The organism is Clostridium tyrobutyricum (assembly GCF_019144085.1).
GTDB classification, from domain to species: Bacteria; Bacillota; Clostridia; order Clostridiales; family Clostridiaceae; genus Clostridium_B; species Clostridium_B tyrobutyricum_A.
Map to the genome: position 1 here is coordinate 40,537 of NZ_JAHHUY010000020.1, position 17,850 is coordinate 58,386.

General features: G+C 32.6%; 14 protein-coding genes, 1 pseudogene and 1 riboswitch. Of the genes and pseudogenes, 5 read left to right on the forward strand and 10 right to left on the reverse strand.

Annotation, left to right across the window (positions count from 1 at the left end; translation table 11 throughout):
• Nucleotides 1-20: 20 nt before the first annotated feature.
• From KM800_RS10005 to KM800_RS10025, 5 genes are all read right to left on the reverse strand, one after another.
• Entirely contained in the window at nucleotides 21-533 is a 513-nt protein-coding gene (locus KM800_RS10005) for a hypothetical protein (RefSeq protein ID WP_187115156.1), read from the reverse strand.
• Nucleotides 533-1,561: an AAA family ATPase gene (locus KM800_RS10010; RefSeq protein WP_058953322.1), complete on the reverse strand. Its 1,029-nt coding sequence runs from the start codon at nucleotides 1,559-1,561 to the stop codon at nucleotides 533-535. The genes KM800_RS10005 and KM800_RS10010 overlap by 1 nt, the downstream gene beginning before the upstream one ends.
• 79 nt (nucleotides 1,562-1,640) lie before the next feature.
• Complete coding sequence (locus KM800_RS10015; RefSeq protein WP_217812944.1) at nucleotides 1,641-2,795, reverse strand: restriction endonuclease subunit S; 1,155 nt, start codon at nucleotides 2,793-2,795, stop codon at nucleotides 1,641-1,643.
• Between the two features lies 1 nt (nucleotide 2,796).
• Nucleotides 2,797-4,293: a type I restriction-modification system subunit M gene (locus KM800_RS10020; RefSeq protein ID WP_217812945.1), complete on the reverse strand. Its 1,497-nt coding sequence runs from the start codon at nucleotides 4,291-4,293 to the stop codon at nucleotides 2,797-2,799.
• 21 nt (nucleotides 4,294-4,314) lie between these two features.
• A complete protein-coding gene (locus KM800_RS10025) occupies nucleotides 4,315-7,623 on the reverse strand; it encodes a DEAD/DEAH box helicase family protein (RefSeq protein ID WP_195510087.1) in 3,309 nt (1,102 codons plus the stop codon).
• A gap of 220 nt (nucleotides 7,624-7,843) precedes the next feature.
• Here KM800_RS10025 and KM800_RS10030 point away from each other — a divergent pair, with 220 nt between their 5' ends.
• Both KM800_RS10030 and KM800_RS10035 read left to right on the forward strand, forming a co-directional pair.
• Nucleotides 7,844-8,308, forward strand: a complete 465-nt coding sequence (locus KM800_RS10030) for a DUF2975 domain-containing protein (protein ID WP_147565736.1) — start codon at nucleotides 7,844-7,846, stop codon at nucleotides 8,306-8,308.
• A gap of 11 nt (nucleotides 8,309-8,319) precedes the next feature.
• Nucleotides 8,320-8,523: a helix-turn-helix domain-containing protein gene (locus KM800_RS10035; protein ID WP_017895036.1), complete on the forward strand. Its 204-nt coding sequence runs from the start codon at nucleotides 8,320-8,322 to the stop codon at nucleotides 8,521-8,523.
• Nucleotides 8,524-8,711: 188 nt separating this feature from the next.
• Here KM800_RS10035 and KM800_RS10040 read toward each other — a convergent pair.
• Nucleotides 8,712-9,281, reverse strand: a pseudogene (locus tag KM800_RS10040) (DNA-3-methyladenine glycosylase I).
• A 101-nt stretch (nucleotides 9,282-9,382) separates the two neighbouring features.
• Nucleotides 9,383-10,663 carry an oligosaccharide flippase family protein gene (locus KM800_RS10045; RefSeq protein WP_217812946.1) on the reverse strand — a complete coding sequence of 427 codons (1,281 nt, stop codon included), beginning with the start codon at nucleotides 10,661-10,663 and terminating at the stop codon, nucleotides 9,383-9,385.
• Nucleotides 10,664-10,800: 137 nt separating this feature from the next.
• On the opposite strand from KM800_RS10045, the gene KM800_RS10050 reads away from it, so the two are divergent.
• Both KM800_RS10050 and KM800_RS10055 read left to right on the forward strand, forming a co-directional pair.
• Nucleotides 10,801-11,076 (forward strand): ArsR/SmtB family transcription factor, encoded by a 276-nt coding sequence (locus tag KM800_RS10050; protein ID WP_039653284.1) that lies wholly within the window; start codon nucleotides 10,801-10,803, stop codon nucleotides 11,074-11,076.
• A 47-nt stretch (nucleotides 11,077-11,123) separates the two neighbouring features.
• Nucleotides 11,124-13,565: a CoA-disulfide reductase gene (locus KM800_RS10055; protein WP_196007971.1), complete on the forward strand. Its 2,442-nt coding sequence runs from the start codon at nucleotides 11,124-11,126 to the stop codon at nucleotides 13,563-13,565.
• Nucleotides 13,566-13,656: 91 nt separating this feature from the next.
• Here the strand turns inward: KM800_RS10055 and KM800_RS10060 are convergent, their stop codons facing one another.
• Together KM800_RS10060 and KM800_RS10065 are read right to left on the reverse strand one after the other, a co-directional pair.
• Complete coding sequence (locus KM800_RS10060) at nucleotides 13,657-14,001, reverse strand: NifB/NifX family molybdenum-iron cluster-binding protein (RefSeq protein WP_017752072.1); 345 nt, start codon at nucleotides 13,999-14,001, stop codon at nucleotides 13,657-13,659.
• Nucleotides 14,002-14,118: 117 nt separating this feature from the next.
• Nucleotides 14,119-14,574 (reverse strand): DUF134 domain-containing protein, encoded by a 456-nt coding sequence (locus tag KM800_RS10065; RefSeq protein WP_217812947.1) that lies wholly within the window; start codon nucleotides 14,572-14,574, stop codon nucleotides 14,119-14,121.
• 268 nt (nucleotides 14,575-14,842) lie between these two features.
• Between KM800_RS10065 and KM800_RS10070 the strand changes: the two genes are divergently transcribed.
• Complete coding sequence (locus tag KM800_RS10070; RefSeq protein WP_017752074.1) at nucleotides 14,843-15,664, forward strand: HAD family hydrolase; 822 nt, start codon at nucleotides 14,843-14,845, stop codon at nucleotides 15,662-15,664.
• Between the two features lie 187 nt (nucleotides 15,665-15,851).
• Here KM800_RS10070 and ade read toward each other — a convergent pair whose 3' ends face one another.
• Nucleotides 15,852-17,552: an adenine deaminase gene (gene ade, locus KM800_RS10075; RefSeq protein WP_217812948.1), complete on the reverse strand. Its 1,701-nt coding sequence runs from the start codon at nucleotides 17,550-17,552 to the stop codon at nucleotides 15,852-15,854.
• 66 nt (nucleotides 17,553-17,618) lie between these two features.
• A riboswitch (purine riboswitch) is annotated at nucleotides 17,619-17,716 on the reverse strand.
• Between the last annotated feature and the right edge of the window lie 134 nt (nucleotides 17,717-17,850).

Below are 17,850 nucleotides of genomic sequence, written 5' to 3' on the forward strand. Positions count from 1 at the left end.
AAATAATTTACTTGAGGATACTATTCTACATTTTCTTTAACTAAATCATATTTATTGGCGATTTTATCATTCATTACTATAACTTCACTTTTCCATATAGTATTGTGATATGATAATTTCTTTTTTAACGCATCTGATATAGGTAGTAACCATTCTATCTCATGTCCTCTAATTACAAGGATAAATTTTAACTTTGTTCTGCTATTATCCAATTCAAAAAAATTACTATTTATTTCTCCATAATCCTTATTTCTTTTTAAAATAGCTGAATAAAACAAATTGAAGGAGTGTACAAATTTATCTAAAATCTCATCTATAAACTCATTAAAACGTATGACATTCTGTTTTGTAGGTCTTGGTGAGCTTGATTTTGCTTCAATAAAATTTAATTCATTCACATTTCTTAAAAGAACAAATTCTACAACTTTTATACCAGCTCCTATTTTATTATGCAATTTGGATTTTTCAATTCTAAATATTTTGTTTTCCTCAAAATCCCCAAAAATCATATTGGATTCTCTTATCTCTACCATTATTTCATCGCCCTTTCAACTTCGTCTTTATACAGTTGAATAAAGGTATCCATAATCGTATTATTTTTTAAATCTCCAAAACTAACATTATTCTCACATTTTATGCCATCATTGCTTTTATATAATGAGTAATACATAATTTCATCACTTTCAGAACGTTTAACTTCAAAATATTTTGCAAAAATATAGTCATGTGTAGTAAGTAAAATTTGAACACCATTTTTCTGCAATTCAATCAATATTTCCACTAAATTTGGAATAAACTTAGGGTTAATATTTGCTTCTGGCTCATCCCACAAAAGAACACTACCCTCTGTTATACTTTCATTCATTAAAAGCTGCCATAACAAGCCTATTTTCTTTAACCCTTCTGCTTCCACCGCAAAATCAACCATTTCACCATTATTTTTCTTTATATAAAATTCTTCATTTTCAATTACAACTTTACCATCCATCATATTTTCAAGAATTGGCAGTATCTTTAATGCAATCTTGGGTGGTTCTTTTAATTGCCACTGTCCAGCTATTTTTATAATATCAATTAATGTTTTATCAAATGGAAAATCCTTGAATTTATCAGCCATAGATACAAGTCCTTTGGAATGTGTAAGCATATCTTTTACTGGAATAAATGTACATTTGATTTCTTGTGATGGGTATGATATTTCATATGAGCACTCATCATCACTTCCAAATAATGAATTATTTCCATTAATATTAAGATTTAATTTTCCCATTAAATATTGTTTATCAGACTTATTACTAATCTTTGAAGCTTTTACTTCTAAAAATAATGGTTTAAGCTGCTTAACAAAAAAAACGCTATTAGTATTAGCAGATTTAAAATATTTTGAAATATCATCTATATTCTTACTTTTAGAAATTTGAATATCTGCGTAAATTGCTTTGAGTAATTGGGTTTTTCCCGTTCCATTTTCCCCAATTATTATATTTATGCCTTTTGAAAAATTAACTTTTAAATCTTTAAAAACAGTAAAATTTCTCAATTCAATACTTTCTATACTCACAATTGTATCACTCCTTATTACCTATAAGGTACATTATTAATTTCTATTATATTATATCCCATAATCTACCTATTTAAAATCACTTAAATAATTCTCCTTTAAATGCTCTCTGTATTAATGAATTGAAGTTATTTTCCATTTTTTTTAGGCTCTTTTGCATTTCAAATTTCAATTTGTCGACCTGCTTTACGAAGTCTGCAAACTGATTTTGCATATCAAGTGGAGCTATCGGTATCTTTACACGATTTAGTTTACCTATTGTAAGTCCTGGCTGAGCTGCCCCTATAGAAAATCTATTTAAATCTAACTCATTTAATATATAATATAACCAATAATTATTTATTTTTACCTTAGGCTGTGTTACTACAGCATGCTCTGTTGCATAAAATCTTCCTCGTGCATAATTTACATTTCCACATAATGCACCTTGACGACCAATAAGTGGAATATTACCTTCATGCGAATATTTCTCAACATATCCTCTTAATCCATTACCACCATAGCAGGGATATAATGTTCCTGTATTTATTTCTGATATATCACATGCTTTAATATTTTTTCCCGCCTTCATGTCGCAAACTTCACCTAATAATTTAACTTCCCAATCTCTAGGATTAGTAACAGGATCACCAAACACCTCGATAAATCTCGATTTGACTAATTCATCTAATAAATTAATAACTTCTTTTCTCTTTTTTAAAATCTCTTCAGCCTTTTCCAAAGCCTTAACTATTTTCTTTTGAATTTCTAGCGATGGTACTATTATCTTAAGACACTTTAAATCATTTATGGAAAAACTTGCTTGATTAACAGATTTTTTCATTATTTTAGGCAGCTGCAATTTAAATTCTATAGAATTTAAATAATAATATGCATACTTCGCTAAAAGAAGATCTTTATTACTTCTAAGACATAATAAATTCATTCCATGTATTATCTTTAGGTGACAATTTTCATAAATTGCTGTTTTCCCTAAATGTTTTTCACTATTTATATGAGACATCAATATATCCCCATATTTTAATAAATAATCACTATATTTTCCTAATTCATATATTCCTGCATATCCAACTTTATTTATATCCACATATGAATTTGCTATAGTTTCTATTCTGGTAATAGGATATCCCCCGTGTTGTTCTCCTTGTTTTATACTTGCCCCATTTCTAATTAGAATAAACACGTTCTCTAACTTCTCAACTTTCCATCCCTCAGGCAATTTCATCTCCTTCATACTACTTCACCATTCCCTTTAACACATCTATGTCACTTAATATTTCTTTTTCCAGGGTTTCAATTTTATTTAATATTACCTCTGGCTTTTCGTATTCCACTTCTTCATATTCTATTTCCTTGTATTTATTTATGGACAGGTCATAATCGTTGTCTGCAATTTCTTTTTTCTCCACCCAGAACCATTTGTCTTCTTTGCCGGGTTCTAGTGTACGATCTGATTTTACTTTCTTCCAATTTTCTATTATATCTGGTATATCACTGTCATCTACTGGATTTCTCTTGTCATCCAGTGAAAATCCATCTGCTGTCATATCATAGAACCATACCCTATTTGTTTCTCCACCCTTAGTAAACATAAGTACGGCTGTTGAAACTCCAGCATAAGGCTTGAATACTCCTGAAGGCATTGATATAACAGCCTCAAGTGAATTATTTTCTACCAGGTTTTTTCTGATTTCTTTATGTGCTTTGGTTGAACCAAATAGAACACCATCCGGTACTATTACTGCACATCTGCCTCCCAAATCCAGTATTCTATTTATAAGTCTTATAAACAAAAGCTCTGTTTTTTTAGTACTTGCACCTTTAACTAATGATTTACTGATATCTTCCTTATCTATGCTTCCTTTAAAAGGAGGATTCGCCAAAACCAGTGTATATTTGTTTTCTTCCCCATATCCTTTAGACAGACTATCACTTTGTACTATATTAGGATTATCTATACTATGAAGCATAAGATTCATAGAAGCTATTCTAACCATTGAAGGATCAAAATCAAATCCATAAAACATAGAGGTTCTGAAATGTTCCCATTCTTCACTGCTCATCATATCACCAATTCTTCTGTGTACAATACCACCTTCATCTTTAAATACACTTTCTGGTTTCGTATACTTCTCCAATATGTATTCCAGTGAATTTATTAGAAATCCTGCTGTTCCACAAGCTGGATCACATATTCTATCCTCTGCTGTAGGGTCCACCAGTTCTACCATCATTCTTATAATATGTCTTGGTGTCCTGAACTGACCATTTACTCCCGATACTGAAAGCTTGGATAGCAGATATTCATAAAGATCTCCCTTTGTATCTGCATCCTCCATATTTATCCCATCAATAATCCTTACTGATTCTTGAAGCAACGATGGTTTGGGTACCATAAATACTGCATCCTTCATTTCCGCTGTAAAACTGGAGTCCTTGCCGCCCATATTTTTTATAAAAGGAAAGACCTTTTGCGATACCATATCAAACATTTTATTTACATCCAAATGCTTAAATTCACTCCACTTCATTAGTTCCTCTGGGAATACTGAAGTATATGGTTTTCCAATCCTGTTGGCCATTTTTTCCTTTGCATTGTCAATATCATCTAATCTCTTGATAAACAAAAGATAAGATATTTGCTCTATTACAGTCAAGGGATTTGATATTCCTCCCGACCAGAAATTATTCCATAGTTTATCAATCTTACTTTTTATCTTGCTGTTTAACATTTTGTCCTGTTCCCTTCCTTATTAAGAAATATAAGATGCTCTAAACGGCTTAATCAATTCAAATACATCATCAGCCATTTTACCAAATATGCCATCTACGCCATTTTGATTAAATTTTGTATATGGTTCTGAAAATAATGCTGCAAAAGATATTCCACGATTCTTGGCAATATCATTTTTTATTATTTCCAGAGTTTTTATCTGCGTTGAATTCATTTTACTGTGGTGCTTCTGAATAAATTCTTCAAATCTTTTATTGAGTTCTGCTTCATCTACACCAACAAATTTTCTTATTATGCCAACTATATCTTCTTTATCTATGTCTGTTTTGCCTGAAAGCTCATCAATGCTGTATACAAAGTCTTCACCAAATATGGAATATATGCTCTTCATCTCATCTTGTGACAATTTTTCACCCTTTCTAATCTTATAGACTACAATTTGATCATTTAATTTGTCCTCTATAGCAAGTTTCACTCTTCTTTCATAAGGTTCCATATTATCTCCATAAAGTACTGAACCGGCACTAATTTCTTTAGTCACCTGTCCCGTATCTTTTACATCAAGGACTACAAATGAATTAGCTTTTTGACCTTTATATTTCATAAGTTCTCTAAGATTTAACCTGATTTTCTCCAGTCTTTCATAACTTAAATTCTGCCAGCCTGAAGGCTGCAATAATGACTTTACAAGTTCCCTGCTGCTGTCAAATTGATTCAAATTAAGTTTTAATCTTGAAAGTTTTTCTATCACGTCATTTATTTCCATTATCAAATTATTCTTATCATTAGAAATATTATTGAACATAATCTTATAGATTGAATTGTCAAATTTTACTGCATCTGAATCATCATTATTCTCTATCCACTGTGTCAATGGTGCAATTTCCAGTTTTAACTTTTTAACAAAATCACTACTTAAATTATTCCAGTATTCTTTCTTCTTTGCCTGTTCTATTTTTTTTCTACTCTTTTTAATCTCTATACTTTCCTCAGGCAATTCATCTATATCTTTCCTTAATTTGTCTGCGAAGGTCCTGCATATGTCCATTTCTTTCTCATTTTTAAATTTTTCCAAAAGCCTGCATACAATTTCAAATCTTATCTGAATGGAAGTTTTCTGAGGATTGAGTTCATACCCCTTGACATGCATTTCAAAGAAATCAAAGTTTTTATAACAGTCAAAAATAGCAAATTCCCTTTTATCCTGTCCTTCACCAAACAGATTTTCGCATGTCCTAGTTCCTCTGCCTATCATCTGCCAAAACTTAACCTTTGAATAAACAGGTTTTGCAAAAACCAGGTTGACAATCTCAGGAACATCTATACCAGTATCAAGAAGATCTACCGAAATAGCTATTTTAGGAAAATCTTCATCTTTAAATTTGTCTATTAAAGAGGATTTATCCTTTATATCAGAATAAATTACTGCTGTAAGTTTTCCTTTGTATTGAGGATAAAGTTCATTAAATAGTGAGTCCAAAATATTGGCATGTTTCTTGTTTTTAGCAAATATTATAGTTTTGCCAATATAATCTCCTACTTTTATACCATTTTCCATTAAGGTCCTAAGTATATATCTATTAGTATCCTTGTTTGTAACTTTCTTTTCCAGCTCTTTTTTGTCATAATTTATTTCATCACCATCATATCCTTCTTCATCCAACTGCTGTCTTTGTTCTTCTGTCATTTCACTATACTTAATACCTTTTCTCAAAAAATCTGTAGTAGAATCTATAACCCTGGGTTCAATTAAATATGGAGGTACATGATTCCACGCATCTTCAATGGGAAAATTAAATGTTGGATCACCATTATCACAACTAAACAAACTAAAAGTATTTCTTTCAATAAAATCTATCGGTGTAGCTGTCAATCCTATTATATATGAGTCAAAGTATTCAAGAATATCCCTATATACCTTGTAAACACTTCTATGAGATTCATCGCATATTATCAGGTCAAAGAATCCAACACTGAATTCCCTATAATAATTTATCATAGTTTGATAAGTTGAAAAATACAGTGTAGCTTCCCTATTGTCAGAATTTTTGCCGGTAAATCTGCAGGATATTTCCTCCGGCATAAAAATCTTAAAGCTATTCTTGTCCTCCTTGGCCTGTCTAACAAGTTCATCTCTATCTGCCAGGAATAAAACTCTCTTAACCAAGTTTGCTTCCATCAATCCTTTAGTCATGGCAATTACCGTTCTAGTTTTTCCCGTACCTGTTGCCATTACCAATAAAGCTTTCCTTTTTCCATACTGATACCTTTCATAAACTCTCTTAATCCCCTCTATTTGATATGGTCTTCCAGCTATGTTTCTGTCTAGTTGAATTTTGTTTAAATCCCTTTTATATCTATGTTTAAAAAACAGCTTTTCCAAATCATCCAGAGTATAAAAACCCCAAATCTGTCTGGGTTCACTATACTTGTCATCCCACACATATATTTCATAACCATTGGTATAGAAAACTACAGGACGCATATTGTATATTTTTTCAATACTATTTGCATATTCTACAACCTGCTGCCTGCCAATTATAGGATCTACTGATGTCTTTTTAGCTTCAATCACTGCCACAGGATTGCTTTTCTTATTGAAAAGTACATAATCAGCATAGCCTGTTTTACCTTTTCCCCTGTGATTATTTAAAGGGAGCTCAAGTTTCACTAATTCCTCATTATTTACATCCCAACCAGCATCTTTTAACATTATGTCTATAAGTTTTTTCCTCGTTTGTGCTTCATTAAATTCTAAAGTACTTTCGACCTCTTTTTGTACTCTTTTATCTTCTTCAGTTTGAACTAATTTAGCTGTCTGTTCCTTTATACTTTTTATATCTTCAGTATGTTCTTCTTTAATTTTTTCTTTTTCTTTAGTATAGGCTTCTATATCATATGCTTCATTACCACTTAACTTATATTTTGGTATTTTGTAGGTTAGTGGTTTAATTGAAGTATCCTTTGTAATTCTAATATAAAGCCATGCTGATATTTTATACATAGAAACCAGACATTCCAATGCATCATTTTTATTTTCATATCCATCATGATTTGCTTTATTTCCAAATCTTCTTACCATATCAAATAAATCTGGAATAGCCTTATTTATACACGTAGTTCTCAAAAGTTTGATTTTATCATTTTGTGTATCAAACCTATCTGATTGTACATTATACATTGCCAATATGTAATCAATTATATTTTCGCCAAACATACGCATTTTCAGCATTGTAGCATTGCTGTCTATATTTAGATAATTTTCCGACTGTTGCCCAAGCTTAGCCAATATGGGCCATTTTTTATTTAGGAATGAAAAATTCGACATACACCCAACCCCTTAGTTTATGTTTTAACACATACATCCAATTTTATTTATATTTAAATTATATAATAAATAGTGCTTTTTTTCATTGCCTAATTCCAGAAGTCATAATTATCAGTAAAAATATAACATTTTTATCGAAAAACGATAAAAAAATATTGACAAAGAATATATAGTATAGTAATATAAATATAAAATTATAATAAAGATTGGAGGTAAAACCATGAATACTAAATTAAATGTTTTCTTAAAAATCATATATTACATGGGTATATCGGGGCTTATAGGATCAATAATCGGTTATTTTACATTTCCTAATATTTTCTCCGATAAACCATTGATACCAATATTAATCTTCTCTATTGTTGCCTATTGCTGCGCCCTTGCAATATGCCATGAACTAATTAAGATTAATAGTACTTTAATTTGCAAAACCCCCTTTACAACAGAAAATATAAAAAGAATGCAGAAAATATCTGCATATCTGTTTATAATTTCAGCTTACGTTTTTACTAAAGATTGGTTGAAGTTCAAGTCACATATTTTTACTTATAATTTTAATAAGGATGGCTTAATCACAGATTCAGAATGTTTGATCTTTATTTTACTGGGATTATTTGTTCTAATTCTTGCAAACATATTTAAAACAGCAGTTAAAATTAAAAATGAGAATGACTTAACTATATGACGGAGGATACTATGGCAATTATAGTAAATTTAGATGTGATGATGGCGAAAAGGAAAATGTCCCTTTCAGAATTGGCCAGAAGGGTTGGAATTACCAATGCAAACTTATCTATACTAAAAAATAACAAGGCAAAGGCTATACGATTTTCTACGCTTGAAGCAATTTGTCGTGAATTGGAATGTCAACCTGGTGATATATTAGAATACAAAGAATGAAACAAAACCTTAGATAATTAATTATGTTTTATCATGTTTACCTATATTTCTGAGTAATATTCCGTCATCTATATACTGCCATGTTACCCTAATACTCATTGTAATTGTCATCTCAAAAATATTATTAGTTCCTTGTATTCTCTTTATTCTTAATGAAGGATGGAATTCAACATATGGATTTTCATAAATTACCTCACATTTATATTTTTTGAATGGCAAGGGCATGTAATTATGTGGTCGTCTACCATTCCGATTGCCTGCATAAATGAATAGATAATAACCGGTCCCACAAATTTAAAGTTTTTCTTTTTTAAATCCCTGCTGATTTTTTCAGACAAATCAGTCTTTGCAGGTGCTTAGCTATCCAATTTCCAGTTGTTTATCACAGGTTTGAAGTCAACGTAATTCCATAAGAAATTGGAAAAGCTGCCAAATTCCAATCGTATTTTAATAATCTCCATGGCATTGTTTCTTACAGATTTAAGTTTCAACAAATTTTTAATAACATTGAACTCTTCTCTGATATTTTCTATTTCACCATCGCTTAACTTTGAACAATATGTTATATCAAAATTATGGAAAGCTTTTTTGTATTCTTCTCTTTTGGAAAGTACGATATTCCAGGACAATCCAGCTTGAGCACCTTCAAGTGTAAGCATTTCAAATATGTATGAATCATCATGACTTGGCACGCACCACTCATTGTCATGATACTGCTGCATGATTAAACTTTTTCCAGGCCATAAACAGGCATCCATGAAAAATCCCCCTTATAATTTTTAATAAATAATTATTCATCTACAGTTTCTATTATACTTTATACAGCATGACAACTGTATGTCATGTTTTAATTGAAAAACTATTTTAAAACCTTCCTAATATATACACTGAACATTATAGAAGACAACCCATAAATCAACACTGTAGAAATTGAGGCTCCTATGGAACCGAATTTACTTATCAAAACAACATTGAGTATTATATAAATTACTCCCGTTATTGCTGAATTGTAAAAATTGGCTTTTACAAATTTCATGCTTGCCAGTGTATTGCCTGCAGGTATTTTGAATGTACCTGCTATAAAATAACCTATTGAAAGTATTCTAAAATTTGTAACCGCGTCCGAATACTGTTTAGTGAATACTGTCTCTACAATATAGGGAGCAAATATTACAAGGACAAGTGTTATTGCCATATTCAAGATAAATAAATATTTTATAAAAATACTATATTGGTTCTTAATCCACTTTTTATCATTCCAATGCCTGGCGAAATAAGGGTACACAAAAGTCATTATGGCTATAGGAATAAATGTCAAATTAGTTGGGATCACAGCTGAAACAGTGTAAGAAGCTACCACGGAACTGTTTGGAATAAGCAGGCCTACAAAAAAGCTGTCCAGCATAATCAACAGCTGGGAAGTTGCATTTGTAAAACAGGTTACTATTGAATACTTGAGAAAATCCTTTTTTTCACCAATTTCAGGATATTTTATTATTCTAAACTTCTTCAATTGGTTTCTTATCATATATATACCAACGACAATGGATACAATGTAGGCTATGTACCTCCCTGCAACTATCCCCTTTATACTGAAATATTTCCCCAGTGTCACATTTCCTATAAAGTACAGGGCTGTATTTACAACTGTTAGAATTGAATACTGCGTATTCTTGAATTCGGCTCTTAAAAGCATTTGAATTTCATTGAAGAATATTGTCATAATTGGTATGAGGGCGAAATAAAAGAGTATTTCCGTACTGCCTTTAACTGGAAGCACGAAAAATCTAGTGTATATTATTATAGCCAGGGCAATTAAGGCATTAAATATACTTCCTATTTTAACTGCATATTTGAAATAGGAAAGTTTTTTGTCCTCCATTTTTTGCATACTGCCGTATTGCAGGGAACTTGATGCCATTCCAAGTCCATCCAAGACCAAAAATATGTTCAATATAGTCTGGGCATATGAAAGTTTTCCATACAGGCTTTTTTCCAGTACTCTCGTTAAAAACATCATTATGCCGAATTGTATTATTTTATTAAAAAAAGTGGCACTGAATATTTGAAGAATTCCTTTTTTCAGTGCTTTTTGATTATAGCTCTTTCTTCCATAATGATGTCCTCCTAATTTCAACATGATTGTTTTTCCAACCAGTTTCACTAATTATAACATATCGACTTGGAGAGTTTTTAATAAATTATTGACTAATATATCCTTATATCGTAATATATAAATATATCGATATAAAAATATCTTTCGAAAGAGGTACAATTATGAATAAAAATTTTAAAGGCTATACTGAAAAAGCTGAAATCCTAAAAGTACTGGCACATCCTGTCAGGCTCTGCATAGTCAGGGGGCTGCTGGAAAAGGGGCAATGTAATGTAAGCTATATGCAGGATTGTCTTGAGATACCACAATCCACCCTGTCACAGCATATTCAGAAATTGAGGACAGCTGGAATCATAAAAGGCACCCGAAATGGGCTTGAAATCAATTATAAAGTTTGCAACCCCATGGTAGTCAGACTGATCCAAGTTTTATTTTAATCTTTTGTGAAATTCAATTTAAAATTATTTAAATAGGAGGAGTTCTTATGAGTAAAAAAATATTGGTGGTAGGCGGAGTTGCAGGAGGAGCATCTGCAGCTGCAAGGCTGAGAAGGCTGGATGAAAATGCCCAAATAATAATATTTGAAAAAGATGAGTATATATCTTTCGCAAACTGCGGCCTGCCCTATTATATAGGCGAAACAATCAAAGAAAGGCAAAGGCTCCTGGTTCAGACACCTGAAAGCATGCACGACAGGTTCAATATAGATGTAAGGGTAAACAGTGAAATTACGGATGTTGATGTAAACAAAAAAATAGTAAAAGTAAAAAACAAAACTGGAAAGGCATATGAAGAAAATTATGATTATCTATTATTGTCCCCTGGTGCAAAAGCCATCAGGCCAAAAATTAAGGGTATAAACAGCAATAAAATTTTTACTTTAAGAAATATACCAGACACGGATAATATAAAATCATCCATTGATAAAAAAGGAGTAAGCAGTGCCGTGGTAATTGGCGCAGGATACGTAGGCGTTGAAATGGCTGAAAATCTGAAAGAAAGAGGATTGCAGGTTACTTTAGTCGATGCCGCACCACACATTTTGGCACCTTTTGATTCAGACATGGCAGTTATGGCTGAAAAAGAGCTTGTAGAAAATGGCATAAATTTAATATTAAATGACGGAGTAAAATCCTTTAAAGATAGTGATGATAGTATCGAAATCACCTTAAACAGCAATGCAAAAATCACCGCCGACCTAGCTATACTATCCATTGGGGTAACCCCAAATACTGGTTTCATAAAAAACAGTGGAATAAAACTTGGAACAAAAGGTCATATATTAGTTGACGGTAAAATGAAAACAAATATTGAAAATATCTATGCCGTGGGAGATGCTGTTGAAGTAGTTGATCTGGTCAACGGGCAAAATACTGCAGTACCACTGGCTGGACCGGCAAATAAGCAGGGAAGGATAGCTGCAGACAACATAGCAGAGTTAAATTCAACATATAAGGGTACCCAGGGCACTGCAATAATCAAAGTTTTCGGTCTAACTGCCGCAAGCACGGGAAATAATGAACGAACTTTAAAGGGACTTAATATACCGTATAAAGTTATATACATTCATCCGGCTTCCCATGCATCATATTATCCAGCTGCCCTTCCCATGTCCATAAAGCTTATATTCAATGAATCCGGTAAAATCCTGGGTGCTCAGGCTATAGGATATGACGGTGTTGATAAAAGGATTGACGTTATCGCTGCAACAATGAGGCTTGGTGGCTCGGTATCAGATTTGACGGAACTGGAATTATGCTACGCACCCCCATTTTCCTCAGCAAAAGATCCTGTGAACATGGCGGGTTTTGCAGCTGAAAATGTTCTTTCAGGTAAAGTGGATGTTATCACTCCAATGGAATTTTTGGATTATAATAGAGAAAATACTACTCTACTGGATGTACGTTCAGAGATAGAATTTAACAATGGTCATCTTGAAGGAGCTGTAAATATACCTGTAGACAATTTAAGAGAAAGACTTGAAGAATTGGATAAAAACAAGGAGATCATTGCATACTGTCAAGTTGGGCTAAGAGGATATATTGCAGCAAGAATACTTTCCCAGCACGGATATAGAGTCAAAAACATAACCGGTGGATACAAAAGTTTATCCCTTTTAAACTTTACCCCTGAAATTCATGATACACAAACCTTAAAATCCGAAATAGCTTTAGATAAATTAAATTACGACAAAACTCTTGATGCCTGCGGGCTTTGCTGTCCCGGGCCGCTTATGCAGGTTAAAGCAAGTATGGATGATTTGGCAGAGGGGCAGATCCTAAAAGTGACTGCCTCCGACCCAGGTTTCTACGAAGATATAAATGCATGGTGCAGAAGAACATGCAATGAACTTATTGATTTAAACAAAGATAAAAGCAATATCACTGCTCTTATTAAAAAAAGACAAAATAATAAAGATGTAATAAAAAATCCTGTAAAAAACATTTCATCTATGGGGGACAATAAAACCCTGGTAGTATTCAGCGGAGATTTAGACAAGGCTATAGCTTCCTTCATCATAGCAAACGGAGCTGTATCAATGGGTAAAAAAGTCACTATGTTCTTTACATTCTGGGGATTGAATATTTTAAGGAAAAATGAAAAAGTGCCTGTAAAAAAGAGCTTTATGGATTCCCTGTTCGGATTTATTATGCCAAGGGGAAGTAAAAAATTAAAGCTGTCCAAAATGAACATGATGGGTATTGGTACTAAAATGATAAGAAGGGTTATGAAAGATAAAAACATAACATCTCTTGAGGAACTGATCAAATCAGCTTTGGACAATGGTATACAGATAGTAGCTTGTCAAATGTCAATGGACGTTATGGGCCTTAAAAAGGAAGAACTTATGGACGGCGTCAAAATAGGGGGTGTTGGCTACTATTTAGGTGAAGCTGAAGATTCCAATGTAAATCTATTTATATAAATCAGCCGTAAAAAGCCAATAGAAAATTACAAGGCTGTTGATAAACATATTTTGTCAACAGCCTGAAAGTATTTGAGTATAACTATTTGCCTTATTCTTGATGATGATTACAAACTACATTTTTATCTTTTAAATTTCCATTGATGTATTCTTCAATAACCTTTATATATTCCCCTGATGCTCCTTTTATTACCTTAAGCCCATTATTCTGTAAACCTAAAAGGGCCCCTCCTCCTATACCTCCAGTTATAACTACATCAGTTCCATGCTTTACAAGTAAATCTGCCAGCCCCTGATGCTGATGTGCAAGATCTTCGGAAGATATTTTTTCAATTTGTGTAATTTTTTTATCTTCTATTGTGGCAATAATAAAGCTCTTACTTTTTCCAAAATGTTGATTCACCATATCTTCATTATTAGGTATTGCTATTTTCATATTATTCATTCTCCTTGATTTCACTTAATAAGAAATACTTATTAAGTTTTTATTAGCATATGCCAATTACATTATATAATGGATATTCTATTATTGTCAAATGCCAATAATAAAACCTTATTTATGTCCATTTTTAAATGATTTATTACACATCTTATTACAAAAAACACTTTTCTTATTGCATAAAACTTGCCTGGAACCGCATACTGGACAAATATTTCTATCTTCTTCATATTTTATTTCATATACATTCCCACAGTCCATACACTTAAAATTACAAACATTTCTAGTATAATTTCCACCATTTATATTTATTGCTTTTCCTGCTACAATAGCAGTTGCAATCTTTTTCCTTGCACTATCAATTATATTTTGAAAGGTTTGCCTTGATACTTGCATCTTTTTAGCACATTCTTCTTGATTCAATTTTTCAATGTCCTTGAGTCTTACTGCCTCAAGCTCCTCGACTTTTATTATTATATCCTCAATTTCACATTTTCTTCTACCCACTGGTACAAAATATGTATATCGGGGTAGTCTTTCTATTTTCCTATATTTAACTGGCCTTGGCATAATCTATCCTCCCGTATACCTAATAATTGCAAACTATATCTTTTCAAGTAATTTATATTAAATATCGTAAAGTAAATGGCTAATCAAGTCAATATTATATGAAGATTCAAAAAACAAACTATCCTGTATGAAAATGTTTTTCAAAAATTTAGGAAATACCATATTTGGCAATTCCCTTTGAGAATAGTATATTATATATAGACAACGCCAAATATTTAAACAACAGCCCACTAGCAATAAATTCCGGTATTTTAAGGAGGAAATTTTTATGTCCATAAAATTAATAGCAACAGATCTTGATGGAACCTTACTGCAAGGTGATCACTTAACCGTATCCAAACAAAATATTGATGCCATAACCCATGCATCTGAAAAAGGAGTGCTATTTGCAATAGCTACCGGGAGAACCTGGGGGGTTATGTCAAACATAGCAGGGCAAGTACCTGTAACCAATTATGCTGTTCTGTCCAATGGTGCATCAGCATATGACATAAATTCCAGGAAACTGATTCCGTTGAGAGAAATGCCTTTTAAACTTTGGCATCCCATTTACATCTATTTAAAACAAAACAACTGTATTCCTGAAATATACTACAACGGAAAAAGCTATCTGGAACAGAACTTATTATCCAGCTATAAAAGTCCATATATAAAAGAAGACTTTACCAATGAATTAAAAAGCCATTTAACAGCAGTGGATAATTTGGAAAATTATCTTGTAAATAAGCCCATTGAGAAAATCAATGTATTGTTTACTCCAGAGGAGAATTGTGGACAAGTTTATGATACTTTGAAAATCAGTGAGGATATACACATTACTTCTTCTCTTCCTGGGAATATAGAAATCACTTTAAAAGGTGTAAACAAGGCATATGCTCTTAAAAGGCTCTGCCTTGATCTTGATATTTCCAATGAGGAAGTAATGGTTTTTGGGGATGCGGATAATGATATAGAGATGCTCAAATGGGCAAAATGGTCTTTTGCCATGGAAAATGCCGATAAAAAGATCAGAAAAACAGCTCACTTTATTACAGACTCAAATACCAAAGACGGTGTTGCAAAAGGAATTGAAAAATACATATTAAAATAGGAATGCTCTGCAAGCCGAAAGCATCTATAAAACTGATAAAAGGCAGATCCGTAAGAACAAAACATGAACAAGACTGGTAAGGTTCTTGCGGGAGATTGCCTATAGCTTGACTCATTTTTATATACTATACAAGGGGTGTATTATTGATTGTTCTGCCATCAATGGGCAAAAAATAAATAAATTTACCTTAATCTATAAACTTGAATTTTTTCACATTAACTAGTCCCTTATCCGTAAGACGAATCTCTGGAATAACGGGAAGTGCCATAAAAGAAAGTGTTATAAATGGATCAATCCCTTCATCTACCCCCATATTTTTGGCAATATCAATCATTATTTTAGTTTTTTTCTGTACCTCACCTGCTGATAAATTGCTGATAAGGCCCCCAATTGGAAGAGGAAGACTTTCAATTACTTTTCCTTCTGATGCAATTACATATCCTCCCTGCAGTTCTTTCAAATAATTCATAGCAGTTATAATATCTATGTCATTGTCACCGGCAGCTATTATGTTGTGTGAATCATGGGATACCGTAGTTGCAAGTGCACCATTTTCCATTCCAAATCCTTTTAATGGAGCTACTCCAATATTGCCGGTTTTTCCATATCTCTCTATCACACAGAGTTTATTGTATTCCCTATTGGGTACGAAAACATCTCCACTGCCTGGAATTTCTTCAAAAAGATGCTCCGTTGTCAATTGCTCTCTTACAATTTCCATTACGTGGTTTTTCTTTTTCTTTTTAAGTATCAGTCTGTCTTCATTTAAAGGGTTGAAAACAACAGTGTTCAGCATTTCCCTGTCCTTTATTTTATACTTGAAAAGAGACAGATAATCATTATCTACAATATTGCCGGATTTTAGAACAAAATCAATGTTTACCTGATTCAGATCTTTTAAAACTGCTATGTCCGCCATATATCCTGCGGCAATAGCTCCATGATTTTTGAGCCCATAAAATCCTGCTGGATAATAAGTTGCCATTTTAACTGCTTTAACAGGGGGAACTCCAAGGCTTATGGCCTTTTTCACATTAAAACTGATATGCCCTTCTCTTGCAATATCATCCAGATGCTTGTCATCGGTACAAAACATGCATTGTTCAAGAGGGAGATTATTACGGATAAGCCCCTGTACAATGGTCCCTAAATTTTTAGCTCCACTGCCCTCTCTAATCAAAATGTAAAATCCCGCTCTCATTTTCTCCACTACTTCACTGAAGTTGGTACATTCATGATCATTATCAACTCCTGACATACGATACGCCTGTATTTCTTTTCCCAGTATTCCAGGTGCATGTCCATCTATAATTTTGTCTTCAAACAGATCAATTTTATCCATTATCTCTACCTTATTCTCTATTACATCACGAAAACACATGACTTCCCCAAGGCCTAGAACTCTTGGATGATCTCTGTACTTTTTCATATCACTTGCAAGGAACTTTCCTGCTCCATTTGTGTCAAATTTTGTAGCCGGTACAGATGAAGGTATCATTATGTATATGTTGAGTGGCACATTCTCCACTGCATCCAGTAAAAAATCCAGTGCTTTTTCACCTTTTACATTGACTATCTCATGAGGATCTGCAATCAGGGTAGTTGTGCCCCATTTGAGAATTGATTTCGCCAGTTCATTTGGCATTACCATGGTTGATTCAATATGCATATGTGCATCAATAAATCCAGGTACAATATATTTTCCAGTGCAGTCAATCTCCCTTTTTCCTCCATAATCGCCCACACCTACAATAGTATCTTCTACAATTGCCACATCCTCTTTAATTATCTCCTCCGTAAATACATTGACTACATTTCCTCCCTTTAATACTATATCTGCTTTTTCCTTTCCAATCGCAGCCATTTGTTTTCTAGTTCTATTTTTCATTGGCTTTCTCCTCTCCACACTAGAAAAAGGTATAAAAAACAACTCCCGAAAGTCAATTATATTATGCCAATTTCTAAGCATACTTATAATCAACTGTTTACGGCAGCTGGTAGAAACGCTCAACCTCATTATGAGCTTATACAAGTAATGTGTTTAATTTTTATATAATTATACTATATGGGGGTTCTTTGTCAACAGATGTTTTATTTATTGTAGCCTATCCAAGTTCTTATAAAACTGAAAATGGTGAGAAAGGGCGACAATTTGTAAAAAGCATTTACATACCACATAGTTCTTA

What these genes read in the sequence shown, in the direction of transcription:
- KM800_RS10025 (WP_195510087.1), bottom strand. Translation starts at nt 7,623, where the DNA reads ATGTCGAATTTTTCATTCCTAAATAAAAAATGGCCCATATTGGCTAAG.
- KM800_RS10055 (WP_196007971.1), top strand. Translation starts at nt 11,124, where the DNA reads ATGAGTAAAAAAATATTGGTGGTAGGCGGAGTTGCAGGAGGAGCATCT.
- KM800_RS10030 (WP_147565736.1), top strand. Translation starts at nt 7,844, where the DNA reads ATGAATACTAAATTAAATGTTTTCTTAAAAATCATATATTACATGGGT.
- KM800_RS10020 (WP_217812945.1), bottom strand. Translation starts at nt 4,293, where the DNA reads ATGTTAAACAGCAAGATAAAAAGTAAGATTGATAAACTATGGAATAAT.
- KM800_RS10060 (WP_017752072.1), bottom strand. Translation starts at nt 14,001, where the DNA reads ATGAAAATAGCAATACCTAATAATGAAGATATGGTGAATCAACATTTT.
- KM800_RS10045 (WP_217812946.1), bottom strand. Translation starts at nt 10,663, where the DNA reads ATGTTGAAATTAGGAGGACATCATTATGGAAGAAAGAGCTATAATCAA.
- KM800_RS10005 (WP_187115156.1), bottom strand. Translation starts at nt 533, where the DNA reads ATGGTAGAGATAAGAGAATCCAATATGATTTTTGGGGATTTTGAGGAA.
- KM800_RS10070 (WP_017752074.1), top strand. Translation starts at nt 14,843, where the DNA reads ATGTCCATAAAATTAATAGCAACAGATCTTGATGGAACCTTACTGCAA.
- ade (WP_217812948.1), bottom strand. Translation starts at nt 17,552, where the DNA reads ATGAAAAATAGAACTAGAAAACAAATGGCTGCGATTGGAAAGGAAAAA.
- KM800_RS10015 (WP_217812944.1), bottom strand. Translation starts at nt 2,795, where the DNA reads ATGAAGGAGATGAAATTGCCTGAGGGATGGAAAGTTGAGAAGTTAGAG.
- KM800_RS10065 (WP_217812947.1), bottom strand. Translation starts at nt 14,574, where the DNA reads ATGCCAAGGCCAGTTAAATATAGGAAAATAGAAAGACTACCCCGATAT.
- KM800_RS10035 (WP_017895036.1), top strand. Translation starts at nt 8,320, where the DNA reads ATGGCAATTATAGTAAATTTAGATGTGATGATGGCGAAAAGGAAAATG.
- KM800_RS10050 (WP_039653284.1), top strand. Translation starts at nt 10,801, where the DNA reads ATGAATAAAAATTTTAAAGGCTATACTGAAAAAGCTGAAATCCTAAAA.